Genomic DNA, 25,390 nt, shown 5'->3' on the forward strand with positions numbered 1-25,390 from the left:
AGGATTGGTTGGCGGTAACTTGGAGAGGGAACAGGCATGAGCTTTAAACATACTAGCATCTATGTCTTTTATGAAGACATCGCCGTTTTGGATATCATTCAATCACTGATCACAAGTATGTTTGATGATGTCACACCGATTAACGTCAAATCTGACCAAAGCAAGTTTGTTCAGACGTTGTCAGGAGAGCATACGTGTATCATTTTTATATACGCGTTTGACTCAGCAACAGATGCAGAGCAGCTTTCTGATCTTCTTCACGGACATGATGCACTCAAAAACCAGTCACACATTCCTAGGTTCGAGATATTGTTGTGTGATAAATCGAGTCGTTTAGACGCGTATGACTTGTGTGAGAAAAATCAGTTTTACACCTACGAAATCATCAAGCCGATTTACGACACCAACCGTGTTAAGTTGACTTTAAAGCGCTTAGCGGAGCACCTGCAATCGGATGTTGAGCTGTTGAAGGTCGCAGAGGACAATGCGGAACTCTTCCAGACACTAAGCCAGAGTATTGATTCTATTGCCCAACTGCGAACCAAGGTGGATGTGCAAGCCGATCAACAAGTGGAAGAACTCAACGAAATTACCAAGCCCCTAGATGAGTTACTTGATAACGTTCCCGCAGTAGAATGGCAAAAAGCATTTTCTAGCATCATCAGCTCTCTACCTGAATCATTACAGAAAGCGTCAGAAAACAATTTTTCGATGCCGGAGTTTCGTGAAGATCTTGAGGCTTACAAAAACAAAAGTGTTGGCTCGCTGCAAGCATTCTCAACAATGTTAGAAACAGTTAAACCACATATGAAGTCAGAAAGACCGATAGTGATTGTTGCTGATGACCAACCCGTGATGCAAAAAATTATTGCCACTATTCTCGAACCCAGAGGCTTTAAAGTGGAACTGGCGAGTAACGGCGTTGAAGCGATCATGAAAGCAAAAGTCATGATTCCTAAGTTGATTTTGTTGGATATTGATATGCCCATCATGGATGGCTTGGCGACACTTCAGGCGATGAAACAGGTCGAAATGACAAAGAATATCCCAATTATTATGCTCACTAGCCACGCCGATAAAAGCATGATTCAAGCCAGCATAGACAATGGTGCTTCTGATTATGTGGTTAAGCCAACGCGCGCGGACCTATTGCTCAAGAAAATTGCCAAAGTGATCAATCAATAATAATGCGGTGATATACCAATATGGTCAGCGTTTTAAGTTGGCTGTTAGCCAACCTTTACCACATGTTGAACGCTAGTAGAGATTTTATGCACTTATACGGGGTTAATCAGCACGCCTTGCTGTCGATTCTTAGATTCCGCAGCAAGGATTTGTGAAGGCGCTAACAGAGTTGATAGAAATCCGCGAACTTGGCCTTTTTCTAAATTGGGAAATTACTCATTAATTCGCAATAAATCCCTTATTTATATCTTGGTGTGATAAGAAATAGTGGTTGTTTACGGATAATTAGTCTCGAATGATTAAATATCCAACCCTTGTATTACATGCTAGTGGAAATGGTTTTTGATTCTAGTCACATTTAGAATTTTATATTTAACTTAGTATTTTCTCACTTTCTGATTATAACCAATAACACCTACATAAGTGATTTTAATTGCTTAAAATAATATAAGGATAAACCTTAAATGAGTGACGTGATCATCAAATTATCGAGAAATACAGATAATGCACCTATTAGCGAATATTCAACGCAATCTGTCGCTTTTTCACACTACAATAATATTTCTGCGCAGCTTCCGATTGATGCAGCGACGGGGGAAATCGTCGTTGGTGGCGTGAAAGAGCAGGCTCACCAATGTTTAGTTAATATTAAAGCGATTGTTGAGAGCATTAGTCACGTCATGGAAGATGTGGTCAAAATTAACGTCTTTGTGAAAAACATCGCAGACGTTGAGGCAGTCGATGAAGCGTACCGTAGTTTCTTCCAAGATTACTTCCCTACAAGAACGGTGGTAGCTGTTGCTGCGCTACCTGATGCGGATGCACTGGTTCAGATGGATGCACTCATTTCGAATGGCGAAGGGACTTACCCGCAAGACCCATGTGAATTGATCAAATTGGCAAGAAACACCGAACGTGCGCCAACTCATGAGCTTTCTACACACACTGTTGCTTTCTCGCACTACAACAACATTTCTGCGCAGTTGCCTGTTGACCCTGCGACTGGCGCTCTTGTTGAAGGTGGTGTTAAAGAGCAGGCAGCACAATGCTTGAAGAACGTGAAAGCGATTCTAGAGAGCATCGATGTTCCGTTTGACGATATTGTCAAAGCGACCATCTATCTAACTGACCTAAATGATCTTGATGCTGTGAATGAAGTGTACTCTACGTTCTTCCCAGACTCGGCGATCGCTCGCGCTGTGGCGTATGTACCAGCACGCTCAGTAGTCTCTGTAGAAGCGCTACCATTAGATGCTCGCGTCCAAATTGATGTGGTGATTTCTCATGGTGACGGCACGCCTCCTCAAGAAGTTGAAGATCGTCATGGCATTGTGATTCGCGCACGTAACACAGATGCGGCACCTCTTAACGAGTTGTACACTCAAACTGTTGCGTTTTCTCACTACAACCATATCGCTGCCCAGTTGCCAATTGATTTGAACACTCAGTCTTTGGTATCGGGTGATGCAAAAGAGCAAGCGAAGCAGTGTCTAACACACATCCAATCTATTGTGGAAAGCATTGGTCATGTGATGGATGACGTCGTCAAAGTAAATATTCAACTTCGTGATATGGCTGATATTGATTTAATTAATGAAGTTTATCCTTCATTCTTTGAAAAAGAGCTACCAGCACGAACCGTTATTGGCGTGAAAGAAATAGCAATGGACGCAAAAGTTCAAATTGATGCTATTATTTCCAACGCGGAAGGTACACTGCCTTCTAAATAAAAATTAGGTTTTATTAAAGTGCATTCTATTTATATAGAGTGCACTTTTTGTTTTGTATTTGTAATTCAATAGTTGCAATTGGTTTCCTATCTGTTTATTTTGTAACGTTAATAAATTAGACGGAATTAAGTGCAGTGAAACCTAGCGAAGTTGGATTGGCGTACGATCAAATTACACATCGATGGCAGAGTGATTCCTTTGACCTCTCCAATGGTATCGACGCTCATAAAAAAGCACTCACTTTTCTTTCTCACTCTAGCACTGGGCTGGATGTTGGCTGCGGATGCACAGGCCGCATCATCGAGCTTATGCAAGCCTCAGGGCTTACCCCAGAAGGCCTCGATATTTCCAGCGAAATGATCCGACTTTCTCGGAGCAAATATCCTGCTGTTCAATTTCACCACGCCGATATCTGTCAATTCGATTTTACAAAGACGTATGATTTTATCTCTGCATGGGACAGTCTTTGGCACATTCCGTTGTCATCGCAACGCTACGTAATGACAAAACTCGTTAAGGCCTTAAGCCCAGGCGGTGTCCTTCTGTTTTCTTTTGGCGGCACGCAAGAGGCGGGCGAGCATGACAATAACGTCATGGGGCCAAAGATGTACTACTCAACCCTAGGCACGGATGGCTTTCTGCGTCTATTTATGGAGTTAGGGTGTATCATCCGCCATCTGGAGTTTGACCAGTATCCAGAGCAACATACTTTCCTTATCATTCAAAAAGCCGACAAGCCTGCTCCTTGACAGTCAGCATTTACGAATCCAGCCGTTTTTGACGCTAAGATTTATGAAAATGATTCAATTTCTGTATAATTTCTATCGCACACACTTAGCCTCTTGGAGCCCCGTTTAAACCCATGTTCAAAAAAGCAACCACTGCGTTACTTTTGATGTCACTGTCGTTACTCACTGTAGTGACACTTGAGACGTTTCTGTTTCGCCCTCAGAAACTCTCTACGACTGAAGCAACGGCACCGGTATTGGCTCCAGAAAAGCAACTGCTAGCGATTGATGCCGAGCACCCATTGCTCGCCATTCATCAGATGGCGGCTCGCTCCCCAGAAGAAGCGCTTGTTCGCCTAGAGCAGTGGCGAGCGGGGTTAACGCGCCCACCAGAGGTCATCGAACAAATCTTTTCACTGTGGGTCCGCCGGCTAGCGGCGAAAAACGAGTCGAGTGTTCTCGATTCGATAGATAGTGAACTGAACAAGATTGCCAAAGTACATCGATTAAGTTGGCTGCTGGCAAAGCTCGATATTGAAAGTGCTTACAAGGATTTTCGTCGAGGCTCCTACCCTGAAGGCATCACAAAAATCATGGATGCCATCAAGTTTGCAGAACATATCCGAGCGGATTTTTTATTACTGCAAGCGTATAACACCGCTGGTGCATTGTATAACTCCGACAATCAACTCAAGTTGTCGCAAAAGTACTTCATTAAAGGGGTAGAAGTCGGTAGAAAATACCCCGAGAGTGAGTACAACGTTCGATTTAATAACAACCTTGGGCTGTTGTACGTTCACTCAGAGCAATGGGAGCGAGCAATCGAATACCTAGCTCGAGCAGAGGTATTGGGCGAAACACTTGAGTCTATTGAACCTGAAACAAAGTTTATCGTTCTGATGAACCAATCTTTTGTCTACAACAAATTGGGCAAGGTAAACGAGTCACGCGAAGCGTTTGCAAAAGGAATTCGTTATATTGATGAGAACACTCCCGCTCTATACCGAATTATTCGCTTAAAGTCTGAAACGAGATTGTTACTGTTGGAAGGGCAGTCAGACAAAGCCCTGGGAGTGGCGATTGCGTGTATGAATGCTGAAGCGATTGATAAGTACCCAAGGCAGCTTGGTATTTGTCAAATGGAGCACGCAATGGCGTTGAAAGACCTTGGCAGATTTAACGAAGCTCGCGAGTTCATTGAGGCAAGTATCGCTTCATTTACAGAGATTGACCACAAGCGCTGGTTGATTCGCAGTCACTTGCTGAAGGCAAATATCCTTGAAAAGCAAGGCGAGCATGTGCAAGCGCTGCAAGTCTATCAAACCTATCACGAAAAAGAGCGCAGCCAGATCTTAAATGAGATTCATAATTTGGGGACAGCCTTTGAGATCCAAGAGTTAGAGCGCGAACGTGATTTACTTGATTTGCAAAATGAGCTCAAGGAGTTTGAACAGGGCCTGACGGAGCAACGGGTTCGACTTCTTTATATTTGGCTGGGTTTTGCTTTGTTGGTCGCGGTTTGGCTTGTGGCTCGTTGGGTCGCTGAACGCAAACGCAACCAGTATTTGCACGATCTCTCATTCAACGATCCTCTGACCGCAGTCGGAAACCGTCGTTTTTATCAACGTGAGTTAGAGACTCCTGTCGTGCTTGATCCTAAAGCCGTCTACCGAGTGACATTGGTTGATATCGATAGATTCAAACAGATCAATGATAACTTTGGCCATGAAGTGGGTGACGGTGTGCTGAAAGAAGTGACGGCTCGGATAAAAAGTGAGTTGCAAGATCATGAGGTTATCGTCCGCTGGGGCGGTGAAGAGTTTTTACTTGCGGTCAGTGATGGAGCCGATTACTGCGAACGTGCACAAAGCCTGATTGCCGCGGTAAACAAAAAACCTATTGTGGTTGGTGATTATCAACTCGAGGTCACAATTTCTATTGGTGCTAGCGAACCCTATACGCTAGAGGGTTTGAGAGTGTCGAAACGCGCATTTTCAATTGCAGATGAATGTTTGTATCAAGCGAAGGAACGTGGACGAAATCAGCTCGTCATGCCAGAAGAGTTATGATTTGTACGTAACTGAAACTTGTTTTTCGCTATTAGTATCAGTACCTTATGGTGGTTATTAGTCACGCTTTAAAGGAATAACCACCATGAACAAGGACCAACCCCCGTTATTCGCACCGCGCCTCAAGCTAGGAGATACGATCGGCTTTTTCTCTCCATCATCTCCTGCCACCGTGTTTGCCCCAAAACGATTCGAACGCGCAAAGGCATTTCTTACCAGTAAAGGGTTTCAGCTTAAAGCGGGCTCTCTAACAGGCGCTAGCGACCACTATCGCTCAGGAAGCATCAAAGAGCGTGCAGACGAACTGAACCAACTTATTCGAGACCCAAATGTTCGCTGCATTATGTCTGTGATTGGTGGCTATAACAGCAATGCACTGTTGCCCTATATCGATTACCAAGCACTTAAGCGAGACCCTAAAATCATCATTGGCTATTCCGATGTTACGGCGCTGCTAATGGGCATCTACGCACAAACAGGTTTAATTACCTACTATGGTCCGGCTTTGGTGGCCTCCTTTGGTGAATATCCACCGTTGGTTGAAGAAACGTTTCAATCTTTCGCTGATATCTTAGTTTGCCAGCCTCAAGCCGAAGCTTATCCGCCATATCTCTATCGTATGCCTTCGCATTGGACGGATACAATGATTGATTGGGAGAGCCAAACTGACGCAAAACCAGTGCAAAGTAATGAGTGGCAGTTCTTGGGTGAGGGGAGAGTTTCTGGCCGGATTATTGGAGGCAACCTAAATACAATGAGTGGTATCTGGGGAAGCCCATACATGCCAGAGATAAAACAAGGCGACATCTTGTTGCTGGAAGATTGTTTGAAAGGCGCACCTGATGTCGAGCGCTCGTTTAGCCATCTAAAAGCGTGCGGCGTTTTTGATAAAGTTTCCGCGATTATTCTCGGTAAGCATGAGTTGTTTGATGACAAAGGGACAGGTAGGCAGCCACTGGATATTTTACTGGAAGTATTGAATGGTCAAACGATGCCAATCGTAGCGGGTTTTGATAGCTGCCATACGCACCCTATGCTAGTGACGCCGCTAGGGGCTCAGGCCACTATTGATTTCGAGCAGTCACTCGTCAGCTTGGACGGTGACTGGATTGCAAACCCAACGCTCTAATTTAAATAAAATATAAACAAAAGGCTCGCACTGCGAGCCTTTTGTTATGCGCCAATTAGTGAGACTTTCGCGGCCCGTGGCGAACCATATCTTGGCCCGTTTTAAAAATCTCTTCTGTAACCCAATGACCTAACAGCAGCTGATGGTTGTCATCGAGGACGGCGACAAAGTGGCGGCCAGTTGAATTTTGTGTTGCCAGCGCTACACCCGCTACGTTTTGCAGCCCTAAAACGCCACTTTCAACGCTTAGCAAAAAGGTTTCTAGATCTTTAAGGTTATCAATTACTTTGTTGTCATCAATCATGGTCTGTGCTCTGAATCTGGCTTTGCGAAGCTTGTAATAATGGCCGCTACTTTAACGACCCTTTGTGATTAATTCTACCTGTTTTCCGCTTATCCGCTTAGACAATAACCGTTCACGCCGCATTATTGCCATTCACGCCCTCAATATACCGTTTGTCGCAATAGCAAAAATTACATATCACTTACCACTATTCTAAGATGGTCAAATCAAGGAATAGGGAATAACTCGATGAAAAAATTCACAATGGCTTTGCTCGCAACCGCTCTTATCAGTGTAAATGCTTTTGCAGCACCTAACGAAGAGGTGATCGCGCAGTACAACCAAGCGGCAGACGGCGATGAAAATGCAGTCGAGGTCGTCTTCGAGACTTTGCAACGTGCGATTGAAAACCAAGGCGCGGATCCGTTGAGCTTGGTCTACCTAGGCAGTACCGAGACGCTAAAAGGAAGAGATGCGTTTATGCCGTGGAATAAGATGAAGTACACCGAGCAAGGGTTAGCGACTATCTCAAAAGGGCTCGACTTACTGCAAAGCGAAACGGTTCCTCTTCAGGAGCAAGCGATCCGTCAAGGGTTACCAGAATCTTTACTTGCCCAAGCTATCGCGGCAGCAACATTTACCTCTCTGCCAGATATGTTTAACCACTTTGAGCGTGGGTACGACATTTACCTCGATTTGCTTGCCGATGAGCAGTTCCAACAACAGCATTACGATGCAACGTCTTGGATCTATTTATACGCGATTCGTGCTGCACTTCGTGCCGAGCAGCCAGAGCAGGCGCAGCTGTGGCTAAAAGTGATGGAACAAAAAAACAGCCAACATCCTCTTACCCTACAAGCGCAAGCCATTATCGAAAAAGCGGCTTAAGGAGGCGTTATGCTTGAATTTACGGACATTTTTAAGCAGTACCAACTGGGTCAACAGCGTGTTGACGCCCTAAAAGGGGTGAGCGGGCGCATCAATCAAGGTGAAATGGTGGCTCTTTGCGGCCCGTCAGGTTCTGGGAAAAGTACCTTGCTCAATGTGCTCGGACTACTCGAAATGGATTATCAGGGCAAGATTGAACTGGCAGGAAAAGCCTACCCCAGAGACCCAATGGCTGCCGCCCAATATCGGCGTACTCGCTTAGGGTTTGTGTTCCAGCGCTTCAACTTGATTCCCGTTATGTCGGCGTGGGAAAACGTCGCTTACCCACTGATGCTAAACGGGTTGTCTCTCGCGGAGCAGAAGCGAAAATCCCTCGATATTCTCGACAGAGTTGGGTTAGCGGAGTTTGTCGATCATAGACCGGATAATTTATCTGGTGGCCAGCAGCAGCGTGTGGCTATCGCCAGAGCTCTCGTCCATCAACCAGAAATGGTGATTGCCGATGAGCCAACCGCGAGCCTAGATAGCCAAACCGCAGCCTTGGTGGTGGAAATGATGAAGTCACTTGGTCACGAAATGGGCACCACCTTTGTCGTCGCGACGCATGATGCGCGAATGGCGATGCACTGCGACCGAACCATTGACCTAGTGGATGGTGCAATCAGTACGGAGGCAATGCAATGGGCAAGTTGATTCCTTTATCTATCCGTGTGGCGTTTTTGAATCTACAGCGCAATCGTCGCAGAAGTGTGCTTTCCATATTAATTATCGCCATCGCTGTATTTGCCTTAACTGCAGCGGGTGGCTTTGGCTTGTACACCTATGAGTCTTTGAAAGAATCGACCGCGAGAGAGACTGGCCACATCACCATCAGCCAGCCCAACTATTTTGAAATGGACGAGGAAATGCCGCTCGAAAATGGTTTGGCTGACAGCGCAACGATTTCAAAAGCGTTAATTGCCAATAAAGCGATTCGAGGGATTCAGCCACGAATCGAGTTTAATGGTTTGATCTCCAATGGCAGTAAGTCGACCATTTTTGTTGGCTCAGGTGTGAATGACCGTGAATTTGATATGAAGGGACCATTTCTGGATATTCGCCAAGGGAAGACATTATCTAATGTGAATTCGCCGCGCTACGATGAAAGCGAACCTGAAGTGATGCTTGGTGTGGATTTGGCTAAGAACCTGAAAGTGTCGGTTGGCGATTGGGTGACACTGCTGGCCACCACCAGTGACGGTGCGCTCAATGCGTTTGATTTTAAAGTTCGAGGCATTTTCTCAACAGGTGTTCCAGAGTTGGATAAGCGCCAGCTTTACTTACATATCCTCTCTGCGCAAGATCTCTTGGCTTCAGACAGAGTGAGCACGTTATCGGTGTTTTTGTTTGATACCCAGAAAACCCAAATCGTGCAGAACTGGGTCGATACCACGCTGAGTAACATCGATTTGGCGCAAGAAGTTGAGCTGACCCCTTGGCAAGATAGAGCCTTTTTCTACAGCAAAGTAAAAGATTTGTACGATCGCATTTTTGGCATCATGGGCGCGGTTATGGCGCTGGTGGTTTTTGTTGCCTTGTTTAACACCATGACCATGTCGGTCACTGAGCGTACTCGTGAGATTGGGACTCTGTCAGCGCTGGGCACCTACCCGAGTGAAATCGTCTCAGGTTTTGTTAAAGAAGCAGGTCTTTTGGCGTTAATCGGCTCGGTGGTCGGTGGCTTATTGAGCGCTCTTGCGGCGCTGCTGCTGATGGTGGTTGATGTCCAAATGCCGCCACCGCCAGGCAGAACGGACGGTTACCCACTGACTATTTATTTCTCTCTTGAGCTTGTCCTCGCATGTACCTTGGGTGTGGCTCTAATTTGTACGGTAGCCGCTTGGTTATCGGCGCGTAAAGGCGTGAACAAACCTATCACGGAGGCTCTTACTTATGTTTAAGCTCATCAATCGATTCAGTGCAGTCAGTTTACTGCTGGTTAGCCAGGCGTTAAGTGCTCAATCTGCGCCTATGGATGTCGATACCATGGTGCGCAATGCAGATAGCTTCCGCCAAGGCTATGAGTCAGCCAAAGTGGTTTCAGAGGTGGCGCTATACGAAAACGACACGCTTGATAAAACACGTGAGTACCATGTCTACACTCGTGAAAACCGAGAGTCATTGGTGGTGTTTAAATCTCAGGTTGAGCAAGGGCAAAAGATGCTCATGCTAGGTGATAACTACTGGTTAGTGATGCCAAAGAGCCGTCGACCTATTCGAATCACGCCCATGCAAAAGCTACTGGGTGAAGCGTCGGTTGGTGACATCTCTACTCTGACTTGGAGCGAGGATTACAACGCGACGTTTGTCTCGCAAGATCAACTCGATGTGGCTGGCAAGACAGTCTCGACCCATCAGCTACGTTTACGCTCAACCACCAAGGGCGCCAGTTATCATCGTATTGATCTATGGCTAGATGCAGGCAACGACTTCCCGGTCAAAGCCGATTTATATTTACGTTCAGGCAAACTCGCCAAACAAGCGTACTTTGAAGGTGGGGATCTCGATGGCGAAAACCGAGTGGTCTCTATGACGCTACTCGACAAGATACAGCCAGCGAAGAAAACCGTCATTACGTACCAGCAAATTACGCCCTTATCACTTGAAGATAAATACTATAACCCGGCGTACTTAACTCGCAACGCGGTGACGGAGCTCTAGATGAAAACAGTTGTGATAGGGCTTGTCGCAAGCTTGTTAGTCGCGCCGAGCTATGCTGACGAGGTGAATTTAGAGTGGGATTGGACCTTGAGTGGCAGCTCTACCACTCATCAAGACTCCCTACTACTTGGTGACCGTGAACAAACATCGACTCGGGCACTGGATGCATTGATTGACGTAGAGCTGCGCGCCTATCAATGGACAGGCTTGTTTGCAGCCAAAGGCAGTGATGTGCTTTCCAATTCGGACAGCAGTCAATACAAGGGTGAGCTCATCATTCAAGAGCTGTTCTGGCAAGGTGGGCTATCACTGATGGAGACGTCTATCGATGTAACTTTGGGAAAAATGCGCCTCGATTGGGGAGTGGGGTATGGTTATCGCCCGTTGGATGTGTTTAAACCCTATCGACGAAACCCAGTGGGCATTCAAGTAGAAGAGGGAACGCTCACGGCGATGGCCTCCTATTTTGACGACCAAGGTGATTGGAGCCTTGTCTATTCAAACTCTAAGCACACCCAGCAAGCGGGCAGTGAGCTGGAAGAAGAATCTCAGCAGCATGGCATTGGTTTACGTCGTTACGCGTTTGTGGGTGATAGCGAATATCAATGGTTAGCCTACTACGATGATGTTCGCCACGGTCTTGTGGGAGGCTCGTTTGTTACCGTTCTTGATGCCTCATGGGCGATGCACGCGTCTGCCGTTTATCAGCGTAACTACTTAGCCTATCAGCAAGGTCAGCTTTTGGACGCGGTGAGCTTAGATAAACAGTCGAACGGGTATCAGGCTTTAGTTGGAGCGAACTGGGCGAACGAGGTAGGCAACAATATCATCGTCGAATATTGGCATGATAGCCGCAGTTGGGACAAATCTGATTGGCAGCAAGCATTAGATCGTGTTGACCGTTTAAGCGGTTCCGACCTGACCGCGCCATTAGCATTGTCTTATGCTCAGGGGCTCTACCACGCCAACTTAATGGCTCATAACGTGATGGTCCACTGGAGCTTGGACTCGAGTGCGTGGAGTCAATGGCAATGGTCGCAGGATTACTTGTGGCTGAATAACCTCACCCCAACGGCAGACTTTCTGTACTCGCCGCAAGATGGCGGTTTGATCGCAACGCAATGGCTAGATTATCAAGCGTACGATTCTGGTGATATGTCACTAAATATTGAGACCGCGCTCCGCTTTATGACCGGAGACCGTGACTCGGTATATGCAAACTTGTCCGATAAGCGTATGGTTTTTATCAATATTAAGGGAAGGTTCTAATGAACGAAACATTAAAGCATCATGGCAAAGACAGCATTCGCAGCCTGATCTTAACCTCGCTCTTTTGTATGGTCATTGCTTTTGTCACCCAATCGATTTGGCCGAGCAGTTACATGGAGCACTTGTTGATTAGCATTGGCTACGGGTACAGCGCTGTGGGTACATCTCACCTTGTTGCTCAGTTCATTCCTTCATTGTCATCGCGTCAAGTTACCTCGATTGGCTTGGCTGGAGCGATGACCATAGGCACTGCTAATGCTTACTTTGTACTTCAAAAATATGACGAGTTCGCTCAGATTAGCGATTTAAAGCCCGTCGTTATTTTAGGGCTCGTGTTTACTTGCACCTGCTTTGTGTTTTTCTATGCGCACGAACAGCGTTTGATCGCGCAAAAAGAAGCCGAGATTGCCAAGCGCAAACAAAGTGAGCTCGAAAAAGCGATGTTGCTTAGCCAGTTAAAACAGCTTCAAAGCCAGATAGAGCCGCACTTCTTGTTTAACACCTTGGCTAACGTGAGCGTATTGATCGGACAAGACCCGAAGCAAGCGCAGTTGATGCTGGAACGTCTGACTGATTTGTTACGCGGCACGCTCAAATCGAGCCGCCAAGAATACTCATCTTTACAGACCGAATTGGAGATGGTGGACGCGTACTTGGCGATACAACAGATCCGCTTGGGTAATCGCTTAAGTTACTCGATTGATAACCCGATTCAGCAAGAAGTGAACCTCCCCCCTTTGGTTATTCAGCCTTTGGTAGAAAATGCGATTCAACACGGCATTGAGCCAAAAGTCGATGGCGGAAGCGTGCACATTTCGGTACAACAGAGTGATTGTGACTTAATCATTGAAGTTGCCGATTCTGGCGTGGGAATGAACAGTGGACTGGGGCAGGCGGGTCATGGCGTTGGTCTGCAAAACACCAGACAGCGTTTAAAAACCTTGTTTGGTGAGCATGCCAACTTATCGCTTTTGGAATCTCAATCTGGAGGCGTCAAAGCCAAAGTGTCGATTCCGCTAAACGCACTGCCAAGTTAATTAATAAATGGAGTATCTGCTATGAGCCAAACACCGCTCACTGCCATTATTGCTGACGATGAACCTTTGCTTCGTTTTCATTTGGATAAAGCCTTAGCCGATGTTTGGCCTGAACTAGAAATAAAAGGCTTAGCGGAAAATGGCGAGCAGGCACTTGAGTTAATTGAGGCTCACCAACCGACCATCGCATTTTTGGATATCCGCATGCCGAAATGCGATGGGATGCAGACGGCGAAGCGTTTGATGGAAAATAACAGTGCGACAACGGTTGTGTTTGTGACTGCTTACGATGAGTACGCGGTGCAAGCCTTTGAAAACAATGCTGCGGATTATTTGCTCAAGCCGTTGTCAGAAACGAGACTGGAGCAGTGTGTCACTCGGCTTAAACAAAAATTGAGTGTTGATGCAACGGCTCAAGCGCCCGATATGCAGGCGCTGTTTCAACAGATGCAGCAACTTGCTGAGCAAAAGACACCCAACTACCTGAGTTGGATTCGAGCCAGCAAAGGGGAGGACATTCACCTTATTTCGGTTTCAGAAGTGCTCTATTTTAAAGCCGAAGATAAGTATGTGTCTTTGTTCCAGCAGGAGCAAAACAAAACCGTCGAGTACGTTTTGCGAACCTCCCTCAAAGAGTTACTGACTCAGTTAGACCCAGACCAGTTCTGGCAGATTCATCGTTCAACTATTGTCAATGTGTCGGCCATTGAGCGAGTTAAAAAGGAATTTACCGGCAAGATGGTAGTGATAGTGGGCGGTGAAAAGCTACCTGTCAGTCGGGCGATGCAAGCCAAGTTTAACACTTGTTGGTAGCACAAAAGGGGGGGAAAGGCAGGATATAAGCACGCGGCTTATATCCTGTTTTTTTATTTCTATAGTTTGACAGCGATTGACTCGTAAGGGGTCAACGAATAGCGTGCTGGCAATCTGTTTAAGTGTTGATGGTTGCTGATTAGCGTTTCACACTCTTGCTCAACCAAATGGGCAGGCAAATTGAGTTCAACCGTTTGGTTGCTGAAATTGTTAATCACCACGATGTGTTGATGGCTGTCTTTTCGCTCATACGCAAACACCTGAGGATCGTTTTCAAGCAGAGGAATGAAGTCACCGTACACAATCACCGGGTGCGATTTACGCAGCGCAATGAGCTGTTTGTAATGGTAGAAAATGGACTCTTTATCTTCAAGCGCATCAGCGACATTGATCTCTGGATAGTTCGGGTTGAGTTCTATCCAAGGCGTACCCGTGGTGAAGCCAGCGTGGTTGTCGCTATTCCAATGCATCGGCGTGCGGGCGTTATCACGGCCATTCTCATGGATTGCCTGCATCATATGCTCGTGACTCACACCTGACTCAGTTTTAACTTTGTAGAAGTTGAGCGTCTCAATGTCTTTGTATTGCTCGAGTGAGTCAAAGGCGACATTGGTCATACCGATCTCTTCACCTTGATAGATGTAAGGCGTTCCTTTCATAAAGTGCAACGTAGTCGCGAGCATTTTCGCCGACTTCACGCGGTACTCCTTCTCGCACCCGTATTTAGACACGACACGCGGCAGATCGTGGTTGTTCCAAAACAGCGAGTTCCAGCCTTCGTTTTTCAACTCAACTTGCCACTTGGTGAGCACCTGCTTGAACTCGACCAAATCCAGCGGCTTAGGTTGCCATTTATCCCCATCTTGCCAAGTAAGCGTAATGTGTTCGAATTGGAACACCATCGAGAGTTCATTGCGCTCAGGGTTGCTGTACAGCTTGGCGATTTCGGGTGTGGCTCCCCATGTTTCGCCGACGGTTAAAAGATCTTTATCGCCGAATGTGGCTTGGTTCATCTGCTTCAATAGCGGGTGCAATCTGTCCCCGTTGCCAGTGATGCCTTTGTCGACTTCTTTGCCAATCAGGTCAATTACATCCAAACGGAACCCACCAATACCTTGGTCAATCCACCAGTTCATCATGTCAAAGACTTTGTTATGTACGGCAGGGTTTTCCCAGTTAAGGTCTGGCTGGCGCTTAGAAAAAAGATGGAAATAGTACTGCTGATTCTCTTCGTCCCATTGCCATGCGCTACCACCAAAAATGGAGCCAATGTCGCTCGGGGCGCTGCCATCAGGGTTTGCATCACGCCAGATGTAGAAATCACGATAGTCGCTGTCTGGGTTCGCTTTGGCTTCCACAAACCAAGGGTGCTCGTCTGAGGTGTGGTTAACCACCAAATCCATCACGATACGAATCCCGCGCTGCTTAGCTTGATCAAGCAGTGCTCGCATGTCGTCCATGGTACCAAATTCGGGTGCGATGGCTTGGTAATCGGAAATGTCGTAACCATTGTCATCCATGGGGGATTGATACACTGGTGAGAGCCAGACAACGTCGACACCCAACTGCTCTAAATAGTCGAGTTTGCTGATGATGCCTTGTAGGTCGCCAATGCCATCTCCGTTGGAGTCACAAAAGCTACGTGGATAAATTTGATAGACGACACTGTTATGCCACCAACGTTGTTCCATTGCTCTATACCTTTTCAATCAAATAGAAACGGATGATGACTATAGCCGACATTTTGCGACAAAAATAATTGAATCTTTGAATCTGGTTATAGAAAAAATCAATACCAAACGTTAACCTTAGCCCGATAATATGTGTGGTGATATAGAATATGGATAAGCAATACCGCTATTTTTATGAAGTTGCTCGCCAAGGCAGTATTAAAGCTGCTGCGGACAAGCTGTTTATTAGCCAACCTTCGCTAACCACGGCGATTAAAAAGTTAGAGCAGCAGCTTGGTGCCGACTTATTTATTCGGCGCTCCAAGGGGGTAGAGTTGACCGAATACGGCTGGGTTTACTTTCGTTATGTGCAAGAGGTGCAAGAAAAGCATAATCAGATGATTCACCAACTGGCAGACATGCGAATGCGCAGTGGCGGAAAAGTGAAACTGGGCGTTGGTGAGGCTTGGTGGAACTGTTTTGCGGCAGACGCGATGCAGGCATTCTGTCAGCAATATCCAGCGAGCTCGATGCACATTGAGTTTGGCAATGGATTGTCGATGCTGCACCACCTAGTTAACGATGATATCGATCTTTTTGTTGGTCATGAGATCAACGGCATCAATAGCCGCTATAGAGTCAGATTTATCCCGTTGTTTCAAGAGCATGAAGCATGGTATGTGCGACCTGACCATCCGTTGCTCGAAGTCAAAGAGGTTGAAGAGCACGCGCACCACTACCCGTTACTTAAAGTGACACCTGATCACGCTCGTCATGGCGATGTGTTAACGGAAGAAGGGGCAGAGCTCTTTACCGTGGCGGCTCAAGAGACGCGGGTGATTTATGAGATGGACTCACTTTCAGCCAGCATCGATATGGTGAAAATGAGCGATGCGATCATGCCATACACCTCCAAGATTGCCGAAGAGTTAGCCGAACAAGGACTGGTGCAGCTTTGGCTCAACAAAGACCTGTTGGGGCAAGTCGGCATCTACACCAAAGTGGGAACATTAACAGAGCCAACCACCGCTTTGATTGAATTGATTACAAAAAAAGCCGGAGCATAAACTCCGGCAAGGTATTGAACAAAAGGACATTCCGCCCTCAGCGCTGTAATGCGCTGAGTTTGGTTTCAATGAAAAACAGTATTGGTGTACGAATTAGTTAACGATCTGCTTAGCGGCGGTATCGAGTGCTTCTTTTACCGTCTGTTTACCTTGCATTGCGTTGTCGATGGCCGCTCCTTCTGCGAACCAGTAAGCCGTCATTTGCGGAATGTTAGGCATGATCTCGCCATTTTCGGCGTTGGTCATGGTCGCTTTAATTCGGTCATCTTTCTCTAAAATGGCTTGGAAAGACTTCAGTGTCACCGCGCCCAGTGGTTTGTCATCATTCATGGTTTTCAATGCGTCATCGACAAACAGGTAGTTCTCCAAAAACTCTACCGCTAGGTCGCCATTCGGGCTTGCCGCGTTGATGCCTGCGCTCAATACACCGACAAATGGGTTCCCTTTACCACCGTTTAATGTCGGTAGAACGGCAACGCCGTAGTTCACGCCCATCTTGTCTAAATTACCCCAAGACCAAGGGCCGTTAATGGTCATCGCAGCTTCGCCTTTGCTAAATGCCGCTTCAGAAACCGAGTAATCCATGTCTGGGTTGACGACGCCTTGGTTGACCATATCAACAAGGAACTGCAAGCCTTTGACACCCGCGTCGTTGTTTACGCCTGTTTTCGCACCGTTGTAGCCGCCATCGACTTTTTCAAATGCGTATGCGCCGCCCGATGAGATCATTGGCCAAGTGAAGTAGGCGTTTTTCACATCCCACATAATGGCGGTTTTGTTTTGTGCTTGCATCTTGTTGTGGATGTCTGCCAATTCTTCCCATGTTTTCGGTGGCTCTGGAAGTAGGTCTTTGTTGTAGATAAGCGATGGTGCTTCAATCGCCATCGGGTAGCCCATCAACTTACCATTCACAGTGACGGCATCCCAGCTAAAGTCGACCAGCTTATCTTTGAACTCTTTACTCGGATTGATTTCTTTCAAAAGGCCAGCTTCTGCATAGCCCCCGAAGCGATCGTGCGCCCAAAAGATGATGTCTGGGCCCATGCCTTTTGCCGCCACTTTTTCGAAACGAGCTTCCAGTGATTCTGGGTGCTGAACGATCACTTTTACGCCAGTATCTTCTTCGAACTGTTTACCGATTTTGGCTAGGCCTTCGTAGCTTTTGTCACCATTGATCCAGATAGTGATTTCACCTTCGGTCATGGCAGCAACAGGGCTCGCCGCCATAACAGCAAGAGCGACGAGAGAAAGAGGTTTCACGAACTTTTTCATTATTATCAATCCTTGTTTAGGTTTGCAGATAATCTAAACCCAATGCATATAAAACAAAAATAGATAATCGATAGTCAGTTATAGGAAAAATCTATATCAAGGAGGGCTTGAGATCATATATACAACAAAAACGGCGCACTGATTAGGTTGCGCCGTTTATATCAATACCGATTTATGTGAACTCTAACTACCTCGTTGCAAAGTCAACAGATCGCCAGACATGGGTGAAAGGGTAAGGGGGAGTTGACCGTTGCAAGCCGATGTTTTTTGCCCTGAGAGCGGAGAGATAAACTCACCGTCGGTTACAGCGGTTTTCCATACGCCTATCGAGAGTGTCTTTGGTGTGTCAGAAAGGTTAAAGCCGTTGATTACCATGTTGTCGCCAAGCTGGCGGGCAAAAACAAAACTCTCGTTGTCTTGATAGAGCGGAATATAGTCACCTTTTTGCAATGCCGGATTTGATAGACGCAGCGCAATCAGTTGCTTGAAAAAAGCAAGGTAAGAGTTATTTTCAACGGTGTCCCAAGGCATGCAGCGTCGGTTGTCCGGATCATGGCTGCCCATCATACCAAGCTCTGTCCCGTAGTAGAGGCAAGGCGTGCCCACGTAACCAAACAGTAGGGTAGCCGCCAATTTGAAGCGGCGTGGATCGTCTTTCACGAGCTCAAGGAATCGAGCGGTGTCGTGGCTATCAAGTTGATTGAGCTGCGACAGTTGGTTGTGCCACGGGATCTTGGCACGAGCTTCGGCTTGCCAATCAAGGAAATCGCCGACCGAGAGTTGAATCGGATCAAACGAGATATCAAGCTGAGCCAACAGCGCTCGAACGGGGTGGGCGAATCCATAGTAGTTCATGGCGCCGTCTTCTTGATCGCCTTGCAGCCATTGGGTCGCTTCAAAAAAGTGCTCGCCCAAGACATAACAATCGGGGTTTACGTCTTTCGCGGATTGTCGGAAGGCTTTGACATAATGCGCGTTGTTTTTTGCGCCTTCACCTTCGCCTAGCATGTGTATTACGTCAAATCGCCAACCGTCAATGCAGTAAGGTGGTTTGAGCCAATGCTTGATGACAGCCTCTTCCCCTTGGTAGATATAATCGCGCACTTCGGGATGTTCAAAGTTCAACACGGGTAGAGAGCGTATGCCTTTCCAGCCAATGTAGTTTTGGCTCTCTCCATCAAAGAAGTAGTAGTGACGGTAAGGAGAGTCAACGCTTTGGTATGCGCCTGTCGTCGGGCTAAGTCCTTGCAAGTTAAACCAAGGATGCTCAGTCGATGTGTGATTGAACACCGCATCCAGCATGATTTTCATATCTCGTTGGTGGAGTTTTTCACACAAGCTGGCGAAATGTTCGTTGGTGCCAAGATGAGGGTCGACTTGCGTGTAATCTGACGTGTCGTACTTGTGATTGCTTGGCGCCGTAAAGATAGGATTAAGGTACAAGGCGCTGACGCCAAGCGCTTGTAGGTAATCGAGTTTTTGCTCAACACCATACAAGTCACCGCCGTAAAACTCGCATCCACCGTAGCCATTTTCTGTGTCGACAGGCGAGCCCCACGCTTTTGAGGTGACCGACTTATGACCGCCAGAGACAAGGTACTCGCCATCTTTCACGCTGATATCAGGATTGCCATTGCAAAAGCGATCGGGAAATATCTGATAGAAAACCTGCTCACTTACCCATTCTGGTGGTTGATGTTCGGCGTTGAATTTAAAGTGAGTTTCCTTACTCGGGACACGTTGGCTCACTCCTTTGCCATCCAACCAGTATTGATGGTTGTCTGCGACCAGCTTAAACACATAGTGAGTTATGGCTCGGTCACTATTGAGCTCAAATGTTGCTGTCCAGTAGTTGAGATGTTCTGTTTCGCCGCTAAGCGTCATCTCGACGAGGTATTCTTCGTTGTCTGGTTCATGGCGGACAACAATTTTGTTGAATGCCGCGGTTTTTTCGACCGCAAGTCTGACGGTCAGCTTCTGGTCATGTCGTCTTACCCAGTCTGAAGATTGACCATGAAAAATAAAAGGTTGCGTCATGCTGGGCACTCCTCGCTAGGTGAAACGTTAATTTCTAGAAACAGGCTCGCCAAAGGGGGCAACTCAGCCTCGATCGCACCCTTACCACCGGTGACTTTTAAGGTGTATTGAGTGTCACTGAGGCGGTCAATGCAGTTGTAGTCTCCATCGCAAAGCTGCCAAGAGCTGATAACCTCCGGTGGCAGTATCAGAGAAAGTGAACGCCCATTTTGGTCACAGAAGTTGGCGGCTAGCACCAGTTTTTGTTCAGCAGAGGAGCGCGCAAAGGTGTACAGCTTGTCTTGCATCGGGGCGAAATTGTCATAGTTGGCCGCGTACAAGTCATGGTAATCGCCACACAGTGCAGGGCTTTGATGAGCAAGATTGAGCAGTGTTTGATAGAAGTGTCGCAGCTCTCGTTCACTTGCGTTCAACTGGCCACCATCAAAGGCGCCATTATTCACCCAACGCTGGTGGTGTGGTACGCCGATGTAATCAAAGATTGAAGTACGTGAGGGCTGGCCAAATCCAGCCAGTTCAGCCCCAGGTTCGCCCACTTCTTGGCCAAAATAGATCATGGTCGGTGAACTCGACAGACAAGCGGAAACGAGCATCGCAGGTTTGCCTTTGTCTGCATTTCCGGCAAATTCTGGAGAGGCGACTCTCTGCTCATCATGGTTGTCGAGAAAATGCAGCATATGGTGTTCAATATCGCGCAGCTCATGCTGGATACGGCCAATCTCTCCCGTGGAGCCATGACCTTGCATGACGGCTTTCAACGAGTCATACAGGTCAACTTTGTCGTAAAGGTAATCCATTTTACCGAGTTGAATGTAATCTCGATATAGATCGGGCTGATATACTTCTGCCATCAGAAACGCTTCTGGATTACGATGTTTAATCCAGGCGTTCATGTAACTCCAAAACTCCACAGGCACCATCTCTGCCATGTCGTAACGAAATCCATCGACGCCTTTCTCGGTCCAAAACAGCGCGATATCGCGGAATTTTTTCCATGAATCAGGCACGTCCTTATCTTGCCAGAGTGCAAAATGGGCAGCGTGGTCTTTGTGGCGGTAGTCGTCCGGCAGCGTGTCGAACTCTTTTGTGCCATCTGGTCGAACGCCATAGTTTACTTTGACTGTTTCATACCAGTCATCGAAATTTGGCTGAGCAAGACGAGAGCCGTTGCCTGTCCACTTGGCCGGGTACTCGGTATAGGGCGTTTCATTACTCGGGTGTGACTCGCCGCCAAGGGGAGGCTCTGCCGCGAGTTGTTTTGGCACCTTAAAAGCTTGCTCTGGCAGATAGTAGAAGTTGTTGTCGCGGCGGTAGGAGACAGAGGTATCATCACTCGCGCCAAAATCTTCTACTCCTTCAGGGTTGTTCAGGCCTTGATACGCGCGCGCGACATGATTTGGCACGATATCGACAATCACTTTCATGCCTGCACGGTGGGTGCGCTCAATCAGGTCATAAAACTCTTGATTGCGACGGCTTGGATCATCCGCCAAGTCTGGGTTGACGGAGTAATAGTCTTTAACAGCATAGGGTGAGCCTGCACGACCTTTGACTATCGAAGGGTGATCATCGGTGATGCCAAACTTGCGATAGTCGTTGATAAGCGCATGGTGCATGACACCTGTGTACCATATATGCGTGATCCCCAGTTTGTGAATTTCACTTAATGCGCGGTCTGAGAAATGGCTAAACTTGCCGACACCATTCTCTTCGATGGTTCCCCACGGCTTATTGTTGGTATTGGTGTTGCCAAAGAGGCGGGTAAAGACTTGGTAGATGTTGGCTTTTTTCATTTGAGATGCATCTTCCTCGTTTTAACGTTATTCGCAGGCTAAAACAAGGCTGCTTTTCTCTACTCATCCCTTTGCATCTATTTGGGGGCGTAGAAAACGAAAGTGTGACTTGAGTAGTAATTATAAGCACTGTGGTTGTGTCTATGTTATCCAGACAAAAAGCGTGCAGTGCAAAGGTAAGTAATTGAGGAAATGAATAGTGGATTCAAGCTCACAATTTGGATAATTGGATAGATGGGACTTAGCTTGATTTCAGAAGAATTAAACCAATAAATTCATGTAATTAAATCGTTCAGGTTTCTCTGAATACTACTTTCGTTGGTTTTGACATCAAAGCGTTCTTTTCTAACCTTAATTGGGAACAACGTCAGAAGAAAAGGAGAACATGAATGGCGACATTAAAACAGGACATTCCAAATCGCGTCACGGTCTACCACGATGATCTTGAACAAGAAAATACGCTAAAAAATGCGATGCTTCCTGAAAAACCGAGATACTTTAACGGCGCTCCAACCTACCAAGCGAGCAGTATTGATGAGTTCAAATCTAAGCTCAGTCAAATTGGTTTGTCGATAGACGCTTAACCAAACATTGTTAAAAAACTCGCCACACACGTGGCGAGTTTTTTATTCTACGACGATCTGATTTCTGCCACTCTGTTTGGCTTTGTAGAGCAGTCTATCTGCATGGGCGAGGATCTGCGTGAATGGTTTTTCTTTGGACCAACTGACCAACCCCATACTGACGGTTACAGGGAGGGTGTGGCTAGAACAGAGCTTCTCCGCGAGATCGCGTTCAACCCGGACGCGTATTCTCTCAGCGATTTGTGCCGCCTCGCGCAGTGTGGTGTTTGGCAACAGCAGGGCGAACTCTTCTCCGCCAAGTCGGCCAAACATATCCGATTCTCGAGTTTCCTGGGCGACCGCGTCACAAAATGCGACCAGTACATCGTCACCCACAGAGTGGCCACACTGGTCATTAATTTGTTTGAAGTGGTCTAAATCCATCATACAGATGTAACAAGAGCTGGCGAGGCGGCGTATCTCTTCGGCTCCGTCAACCAGCGCTCGTCGATTGAGTATGCCTGTGAGTGGGTCTTCACGAGCTAACCGAGTAAGCTGCATTTCTTTTTGTTTTATCTTGGACGCCATATCCGAGAATGCTTGAAACAAATCACCGATCTCATCGTCGCGATTGCTGAACTTTGTGTCGGCTTTCCCCATACGCGATAGCGTTGAAATTCGTCTTCGAAGATCAGTAATTGGTGAGGCGATATAGTGAGACAGATAGCTGATGAGCCCAACAAATAACAGTGCGGCTAATGCTAAATAGAGTGAGATTTCACGAATCAGCGTTTGGTTTTGTTTATCAATTTCTTGCTTGGAGACAAAGACGACGAGAGTGACGGAGTATTTGCCGTTTTTGTGGTTGATATTGTCATGAAAGACAAGGTGTTGCTTGATATTGATTCCAATCGGCTGGTTGATCATGATGCCCCCCAGATCTTCTCGAAATACGGGCTGTATAACCTCATTCAGTCCGTTTCGTTTGAGTTGATCTAAGCGCATGTAGTTAGAGCGTGACAGAGAGGCCAGGCTATCATTTCGCACCATAAAGACATCAACATATTCTAGTCCACTCTCGGTGAGTGAGCGTTTAATGTCGAAAAGTTGGTCTTCGATAAGCGTTCGATCCAGAACAGCCGTGTAATAACCGACAAGTTCATTGTTGCAGTCGATTAAAGGTCTTGAGAAAAAGTAGGTTTCATTGTCGAAGATCAGACCAAGGCGAGACACCACTTCTGTTGAGGCGAGGTTGACGACTTGTTTGGGAAGATTTCGTTTCTCTCGCAATCTGCTCAGTTGATTGCTTAGGTCTCGATTCGCTTGAGAGTTAGCTTCACCATGTTCTTGCAGTTCGTTGAGTTTCTTCAATGTACTTTGTTCTAGTGCGATATTCCTTGGGTAATTAACTTGCCACTCTTCATAGGCGCCATTGAGCAATTCAATGGTTTCCGCAGGTAATACTCGAGCATTTCTGAGGTCCTGCCTCAATATATAGCGATTACTCTTATTGGAAGAGAGATGAAGGTTTTGCACCCTTCCTGATAGGTCTGAAATCATCAGTGCCGAAAAACCGCGACTAAAGCTAAGCGCATTGGAAGAGACTTCTGCCCAAGATATTGATGGGTCTTGGCAAAGTGATATGGCTGAACTTAGGCGATCAAACTCGGTGAATCTGCCCTCGATGTAGTGGCTGATCTCATTGGCACCCAACAGCGCGGAAAGCTGACTAGAGCGGAATATATGATCGATGGTTAACGCTTCTCGCGATTGATAATACGCGTAACCAAAACCGAGTATGCTCGCTGCCAGTGGGAGAAGAATGAAAAAGACTTTGGTCCGCAGTTTATTCATTAGCACTCTTACTTCGCTGATCGCCGGGTCGGATGATGCCAAGGTTTTTAATCACTGATAGAGATCCATCACGAAACTGCGCCAGATACATAGGGAGATCGACGTGGTGGTCTTCTCTCACTCTAAGCTCTGAATCACCAAGGTACAGGGTAGTATTGGGCAAGGTATCGATCAGCTTTTCTTTGTCGACTTCTCCTACCTCTTCGAGTGAAGCAGCCATCAGATAGATCAGATCGTAATGCGCTTTACTGGAATAGGTAACCACCGACTCTTGGCCAAAGTGTTTTTGATAGTTGGTGACAAAAGATTGAGCGGCGGTTGTCTCTAAGCTACTGAAAAAGTGCAATGCAGTGAGCACGCCGTCGAGCGCAGAGGAGGAAAGGTTAGTTAAATAGGTTTCGTCTGCAGCAAAGGCCACGACTTGTATCTCGCGTTCAAAATCGAATGATGCCATTTGATTTAGGAAGTTGAAGCCGTCTTGACCGGGCAAAATCAGCATGAGATTGTTTGCTTGTGATTGCTTAATTCGCTCAAAAACTGGTGTGTAGTCTCCGACACCAAAGGCCGTGAACTCGGTATTCGATACCTTGCCGTTGTGCTTTTCTACCGACTCAATAATGCGTTCTGACATACGGTGTGGCCATATGTAGTCGTAGCCGAAAATGTAAAAGTTGTCGCCGACATTGTTAGCTAGGTAAGGAACAATTGGCTCAATGTAGTGTTCAGGAATGGTACTGTAGCAAATGAGGTAACGGCTAAAATGGCGTCCTTCATAATCAATACCATAAAAAAGAGGGGTTTGGAACTCCTCTGCGACTTCCGTCATGGCGTAGCGTGAAGCACTACTAACTGGGCCGAGGAGCGAGAATACCTGGTACTGTTGAATCAGCTCTCGGCTAAATTTAACACTTTTTGCTGGGTTAGTTTGATTGTCGCGGACAATCAGCTCAAGTGGACGTCCTAAAACGCCCCCGTTAGCATTGATTTCATCAACCGCAAGTTGCGCACCCTTTAAGGCTTGTTCACCATAGATTGCAAAGGTGCCAGTTAGCGGCAATACAGCCCCGAGTTTGATGCTGCTTTTCTCAGGAGAGCAGCTGGTGTTGAGCAGTGCAAGCAGAGATAAAAGAAAGCTTTGAATCTTCATAATATTGGTTATTTCTTATAGTTTTTAACGCCATAGTTATAGTCTAGGCTAAGACATCGAGAAGGTAATAGATGGAGAGAAAACGGGTGTAACCCCTTTAAATTCGTTTGAGCCAACACTCTGTCTTCTCTCGCCTCTAACATTGCTGAGACATAG

At 46.7% G+C, this 25,390-nt stretch carries 21 protein-coding genes; 14 read left to right on the top strand and 7 right to left on the bottom strand.

Annotated features, from left to right (window positions below):
- The first annotated feature begins 36 nt into the window (after positions 1 to 36).
- The 5 genes from OH458_RS14470 to OH458_RS14490 all read left to right on the top strand — a co-directional run bounded on the left by OH458_RS14470 (position 37) and on the right by OH458_RS14490 (position 6,841).
- Positions 37 to 1,185 (top strand): response regulator, encoded by a 1,149-nt coding sequence (locus OH458_RS14470; protein ID WP_269978829.1) that lies wholly within the window; start codon positions 37 to 39, stop codon positions 1,183 to 1,185.
- A gap of 464 nt (positions 1,186 to 1,649) precedes the next feature.
- Positions 1,650 to 2,915 carry a RidA family protein gene (locus tag OH458_RS14475; protein ID WP_269978830.1) on the top strand — a complete coding sequence of 422 codons (1,266 nt, stop codon included), beginning with the start codon at positions 1,650 to 1,652 and terminating at the stop codon, positions 2,913 to 2,915.
- Between the two features lie 134 nt (positions 2,916 to 3,049).
- Positions 3,050 to 3,664, top strand: a complete 615-nt coding sequence (locus OH458_RS14480) for a class I SAM-dependent methyltransferase (protein ID WP_269978831.1) — start codon at positions 3,050 to 3,052, stop codon at positions 3,662 to 3,664.
- A 113-nt stretch (positions 3,665 to 3,777) separates the two neighbouring features.
- Positions 3,778 to 5,712, top strand: coding sequence for a tetratricopeptide repeat-containing diguanylate cyclase (locus OH458_RS14485; RefSeq protein WP_269978832.1), 1,935 nt, complete (start codon positions 3,778 to 3,780; stop codon positions 5,710 to 5,712).
- An 85-nt stretch (positions 5,713 to 5,797) separates the two neighbouring features.
- A complete protein-coding gene (locus OH458_RS14490) occupies positions 5,798 to 6,841 on the top strand; it encodes a S66 family peptidase (protein ID WP_269978833.1) in 1,044 nt (347 codons plus the stop codon).
- A gap of 55 nt (positions 6,842 to 6,896) precedes the next feature.
- Here OH458_RS14490 and OH458_RS14495 read toward each other — a convergent pair whose 3' ends face one another.
- Positions 6,897 to 7,145 (bottom strand): hypothetical protein, encoded by a 249-nt coding sequence (locus OH458_RS14495; protein ID WP_005474639.1) that lies wholly within the window; start codon positions 7,143 to 7,145, stop codon positions 6,897 to 6,899.
- 228 nt (positions 7,146 to 7,373) lie between these two features.
- Between OH458_RS14495 and OH458_RS14500 the strand changes: the two genes are divergently transcribed.
- The 7 genes from OH458_RS14500 to OH458_RS14530 are packed head-to-tail and all read left to right on the top strand — an operon-like array spanning position 7,374 to position 13,831.
- Positions 7,374 to 8,012 carry a hypothetical protein gene (locus OH458_RS14500; RefSeq protein WP_269978834.1) on the top strand — a complete coding sequence of 213 codons (639 nt, stop codon included), beginning with the start codon at positions 7,374 to 7,376 and terminating at the stop codon, positions 8,010 to 8,012.
- Between the two features lie 9 nt (positions 8,013 to 8,021).
- Entirely contained in the window at positions 8,022 to 8,705 is a 684-nt protein-coding gene (locus OH458_RS14505) for an ABC transporter ATP-binding protein (protein WP_269978835.1), read from the top strand.
- Positions 8,693 to 9,952 (top strand): ABC transporter permease, encoded by a 1,260-nt coding sequence (locus OH458_RS14510; protein WP_269978836.1) that lies wholly within the window; start codon positions 8,693 to 8,695, stop codon positions 9,950 to 9,952. The genes OH458_RS14505 and OH458_RS14510 overlap by 13 nt, the downstream gene beginning before the upstream one ends.
- Complete coding sequence (locus OH458_RS14515) at positions 9,945 to 10,712, top strand: outer membrane lipoprotein-sorting protein (RefSeq protein ID WP_443088524.1); 768 nt, start codon at positions 9,945 to 9,947, stop codon at positions 10,710 to 10,712. Before OH458_RS14510 ends, OH458_RS14515 begins: the two co-directional genes overlap by 8 nt.
- The gene (locus tag OH458_RS14520) at positions 10,713 to 11,981 is read left to right on the top strand and encodes a hypothetical protein (RefSeq protein WP_269978837.1); all 1,269 of its coding nucleotides are present in this window, start codon (positions 10,713 to 10,715) and stop codon (positions 11,979 to 11,981) included.
- Positions 11,981 to 13,018 carry a sensor histidine kinase gene (locus tag OH458_RS14525; protein WP_269978838.1) on the top strand — a complete coding sequence of 346 codons (1,038 nt, stop codon included), beginning with the start codon at positions 11,981 to 11,983 and terminating at the stop codon, positions 13,016 to 13,018. Before OH458_RS14520 ends, OH458_RS14525 begins: the two co-directional genes overlap by 1 nt.
- A gap of 21 nt (positions 13,019 to 13,039) precedes the next feature.
- Positions 13,040 to 13,831, top strand: coding sequence for a LytR/AlgR family response regulator transcription factor (locus OH458_RS14530; protein ID WP_269978839.1), 792 nt, complete (start codon positions 13,040 to 13,042; stop codon positions 13,829 to 13,831).
- A gap of 59 nt (positions 13,832 to 13,890) precedes the next feature.
- Here the strand turns inward: OH458_RS14530 and OH458_RS14535 are convergent, their stop codons facing one another.
- Positions 13,891 to 15,522: a glycoside hydrolase family 13 protein gene (locus OH458_RS14535; RefSeq protein ID WP_269978840.1), complete on the bottom strand. Its 1,632-nt coding sequence runs from the start codon at positions 15,520 to 15,522 to the stop codon at positions 13,891 to 13,893.
- A gap of 149 nt (positions 15,523 to 15,671) precedes the next feature.
- Between OH458_RS14535 and OH458_RS14540 the strand changes: the two genes are divergently transcribed.
- On the top strand, positions 15,672 to 16,568 hold the full coding sequence (locus OH458_RS14540) for a LysR family transcriptional regulator (RefSeq protein ID WP_269978841.1): 897 nt from the start codon (positions 15,672 to 15,674) through the stop codon (positions 16,566 to 16,568).
- Between the two features lie 93 nt (positions 16,569 to 16,661).
- Here OH458_RS14540 and malE read toward each other — a convergent pair whose 3' ends face one another.
- The 3 genes from malE to OH458_RS14555 form a co-directional block, all read right to left on the bottom strand.
- Positions 16,662 to 17,840, bottom strand: a complete 1,179-nt coding sequence (gene malE, locus OH458_RS14545) for a maltose/maltodextrin ABC transporter substrate-binding protein MalE (protein ID WP_269978842.1) — start codon at positions 17,838 to 17,840, stop codon at positions 16,662 to 16,664.
- 183 nt (positions 17,841 to 18,023) lie between these two features.
- Positions 18,024 to 19,877 (bottom strand): maltodextrin glucosidase, encoded by a 1,854-nt coding sequence (gene malZ, locus OH458_RS14550; protein ID WP_269978843.1) that lies wholly within the window; start codon positions 19,875 to 19,877, stop codon positions 18,024 to 18,026.
- Positions 19,874 to 21,670 carry an alpha-amylase family protein gene (locus OH458_RS14555; RefSeq protein ID WP_269978844.1) on the bottom strand — a complete coding sequence of 599 codons (1,797 nt, stop codon included), beginning with the start codon at positions 21,668 to 21,670 and terminating at the stop codon, positions 19,874 to 19,876. The genes malZ and OH458_RS14555 overlap by 4 nt, the downstream gene beginning before the upstream one ends.
- Before the next feature lie 389 nt (positions 21,671 to 22,059).
- Here OH458_RS14555 and OH458_RS14560 point away from each other — a divergent pair, with 389 nt between their 5' ends.
- Entirely contained in the window at positions 22,060 to 22,254 is a 195-nt protein-coding gene (locus OH458_RS14560) for a hypothetical protein (protein WP_038188631.1), read from the top strand.
- Positions 22,255 to 22,296: 42 nt separating this feature from the next.
- Here the strand turns inward: OH458_RS14560 and OH458_RS14565 are convergent, their stop codons facing one another.
- Together OH458_RS14565 and OH458_RS14570 are read right to left on the bottom strand one after the other, a co-directional pair.
- A complete protein-coding gene (locus OH458_RS14565; RefSeq protein ID WP_269978845.1) occupies positions 22,297 to 24,087 on the bottom strand; it encodes a GGDEF domain-containing protein in 1,791 nt (596 codons plus the stop codon).
- Positions 24,080 to 25,234, bottom strand: coding sequence for a substrate-binding protein (locus OH458_RS14570; protein ID WP_443088525.1), 1,155 nt, complete (start codon positions 25,232 to 25,234; stop codon positions 24,080 to 24,082). Before OH458_RS14570 ends, OH458_RS14565 begins: the two co-directional genes overlap by 8 nt.
- Positions 25,235 to 25,390 lie beyond the last annotated feature (156 nt).

The sequence above is a fragment of the Vibrio sp. MarTm2 genome, from assembly GCF_027587055.1.
Taxonomy (GTDB): Bacteria; Pseudomonadota; Gammaproteobacteria; order Enterobacterales; family Vibrionaceae; genus Vibrio; species Vibrio sinaloensis_D.

Bases quoted from the DNA above. Each gene is read 5' to 3' on its own strand.
- OH458_RS14470 (WP_269978829.1), top strand. From the start codon at position 37: ATGAGCTTTAAACATACTAGCATCTATGTCTTTTATGAAGACATCGCC.
- OH458_RS14475 (WP_269978830.1), top strand. From the start codon at position 1,650: ATGAGTGACGTGATCATCAAATTATCGAGAAATACAGATAATGCACCT.
- OH458_RS14485 (WP_269978832.1), top strand. From the start codon at position 3,778: ATGTTCAAAAAAGCAACCACTGCGTTACTTTTGATGTCACTGTCGTTA.
- OH458_RS14490 (WP_269978833.1), top strand. From the start codon at position 5,798: ATGAACAAGGACCAACCCCCGTTATTCGCACCGCGCCTCAAGCTAGGA.
- OH458_RS14495 (WP_005474639.1), bottom strand. From the start codon at position 7,145: ATGATTGATGACAACAAAGTAATTGATAACCTTAAAGATCTAGAAACC.
- OH458_RS14500 (WP_269978834.1), top strand. From the start codon at position 7,374: ATGAAAAAATTCACAATGGCTTTGCTCGCAACCGCTCTTATCAGTGTA.
- OH458_RS14505 (WP_269978835.1), top strand. From the start codon at position 8,022: ATGCTTGAATTTACGGACATTTTTAAGCAGTACCAACTGGGTCAACAG.
- OH458_RS14510 (WP_269978836.1), top strand. From the start codon at position 8,693: ATGGGCAAGTTGATTCCTTTATCTATCCGTGTGGCGTTTTTGAATCTA.
- OH458_RS14515 (WP_443088524.1), top strand. From the start codon at position 9,945: ATGTTTAAGCTCATCAATCGATTCAGTGCAGTCAGTTTACTGCTGGTT.
- OH458_RS14520 (WP_269978837.1), top strand. From the start codon at position 10,713: ATGAAAACAGTTGTGATAGGGCTTGTCGCAAGCTTGTTAGTCGCGCCG.
- OH458_RS14525 (WP_269978838.1), top strand. From the start codon at position 11,981: ATGAACGAAACATTAAAGCATCATGGCAAAGACAGCATTCGCAGCCTG.
- OH458_RS14530 (WP_269978839.1), top strand. From the start codon at position 13,040: ATGAGCCAAACACCGCTCACTGCCATTATTGCTGACGATGAACCTTTG.
- OH458_RS14535 (WP_269978840.1), bottom strand. From the start codon at position 15,522: ATGGAACAACGTTGGTGGCATAACAGTGTCGTCTATCAAATTTATCCA.
- OH458_RS14540 (WP_269978841.1), top strand. From the start codon at position 15,672: ATGGATAAGCAATACCGCTATTTTTATGAAGTTGCTCGCCAAGGCAGT.
- malE (WP_269978842.1), bottom strand. From the start codon at position 17,840: ATGAAAAAGTTCGTGAAACCTCTTTCTCTCGTCGCTCTTGCTGTTATG.
- malZ (WP_269978843.1), bottom strand. From the start codon at position 19,877: ATGACGCAACCTTTTATTTTTCATGGTCAATCTTCAGACTGGGTAAGA.
- OH458_RS14555 (WP_269978844.1), bottom strand. From the start codon at position 21,670: ATGAAAAAAGCCAACATCTACCAAGTCTTTACCCGCCTCTTTGGCAAC.
- OH458_RS14560 (WP_038188631.1), top strand. From the start codon at position 22,060: ATGGCGACATTAAAACAGGACATTCCAAATCGCGTCACGGTCTACCAC.
- OH458_RS14565 (WP_269978845.1), bottom strand. From the start codon at position 24,087: ATGAATAAACTGCGGACCAAAGTCTTTTTCATTCTTCTCCCACTGGCA.
- OH458_RS14570 (WP_443088525.1), bottom strand. From the start codon at position 25,234: ATGAAGATTCAAAGCTTTCTTTTATCTCTGCTTGCACTGCTCAACACC.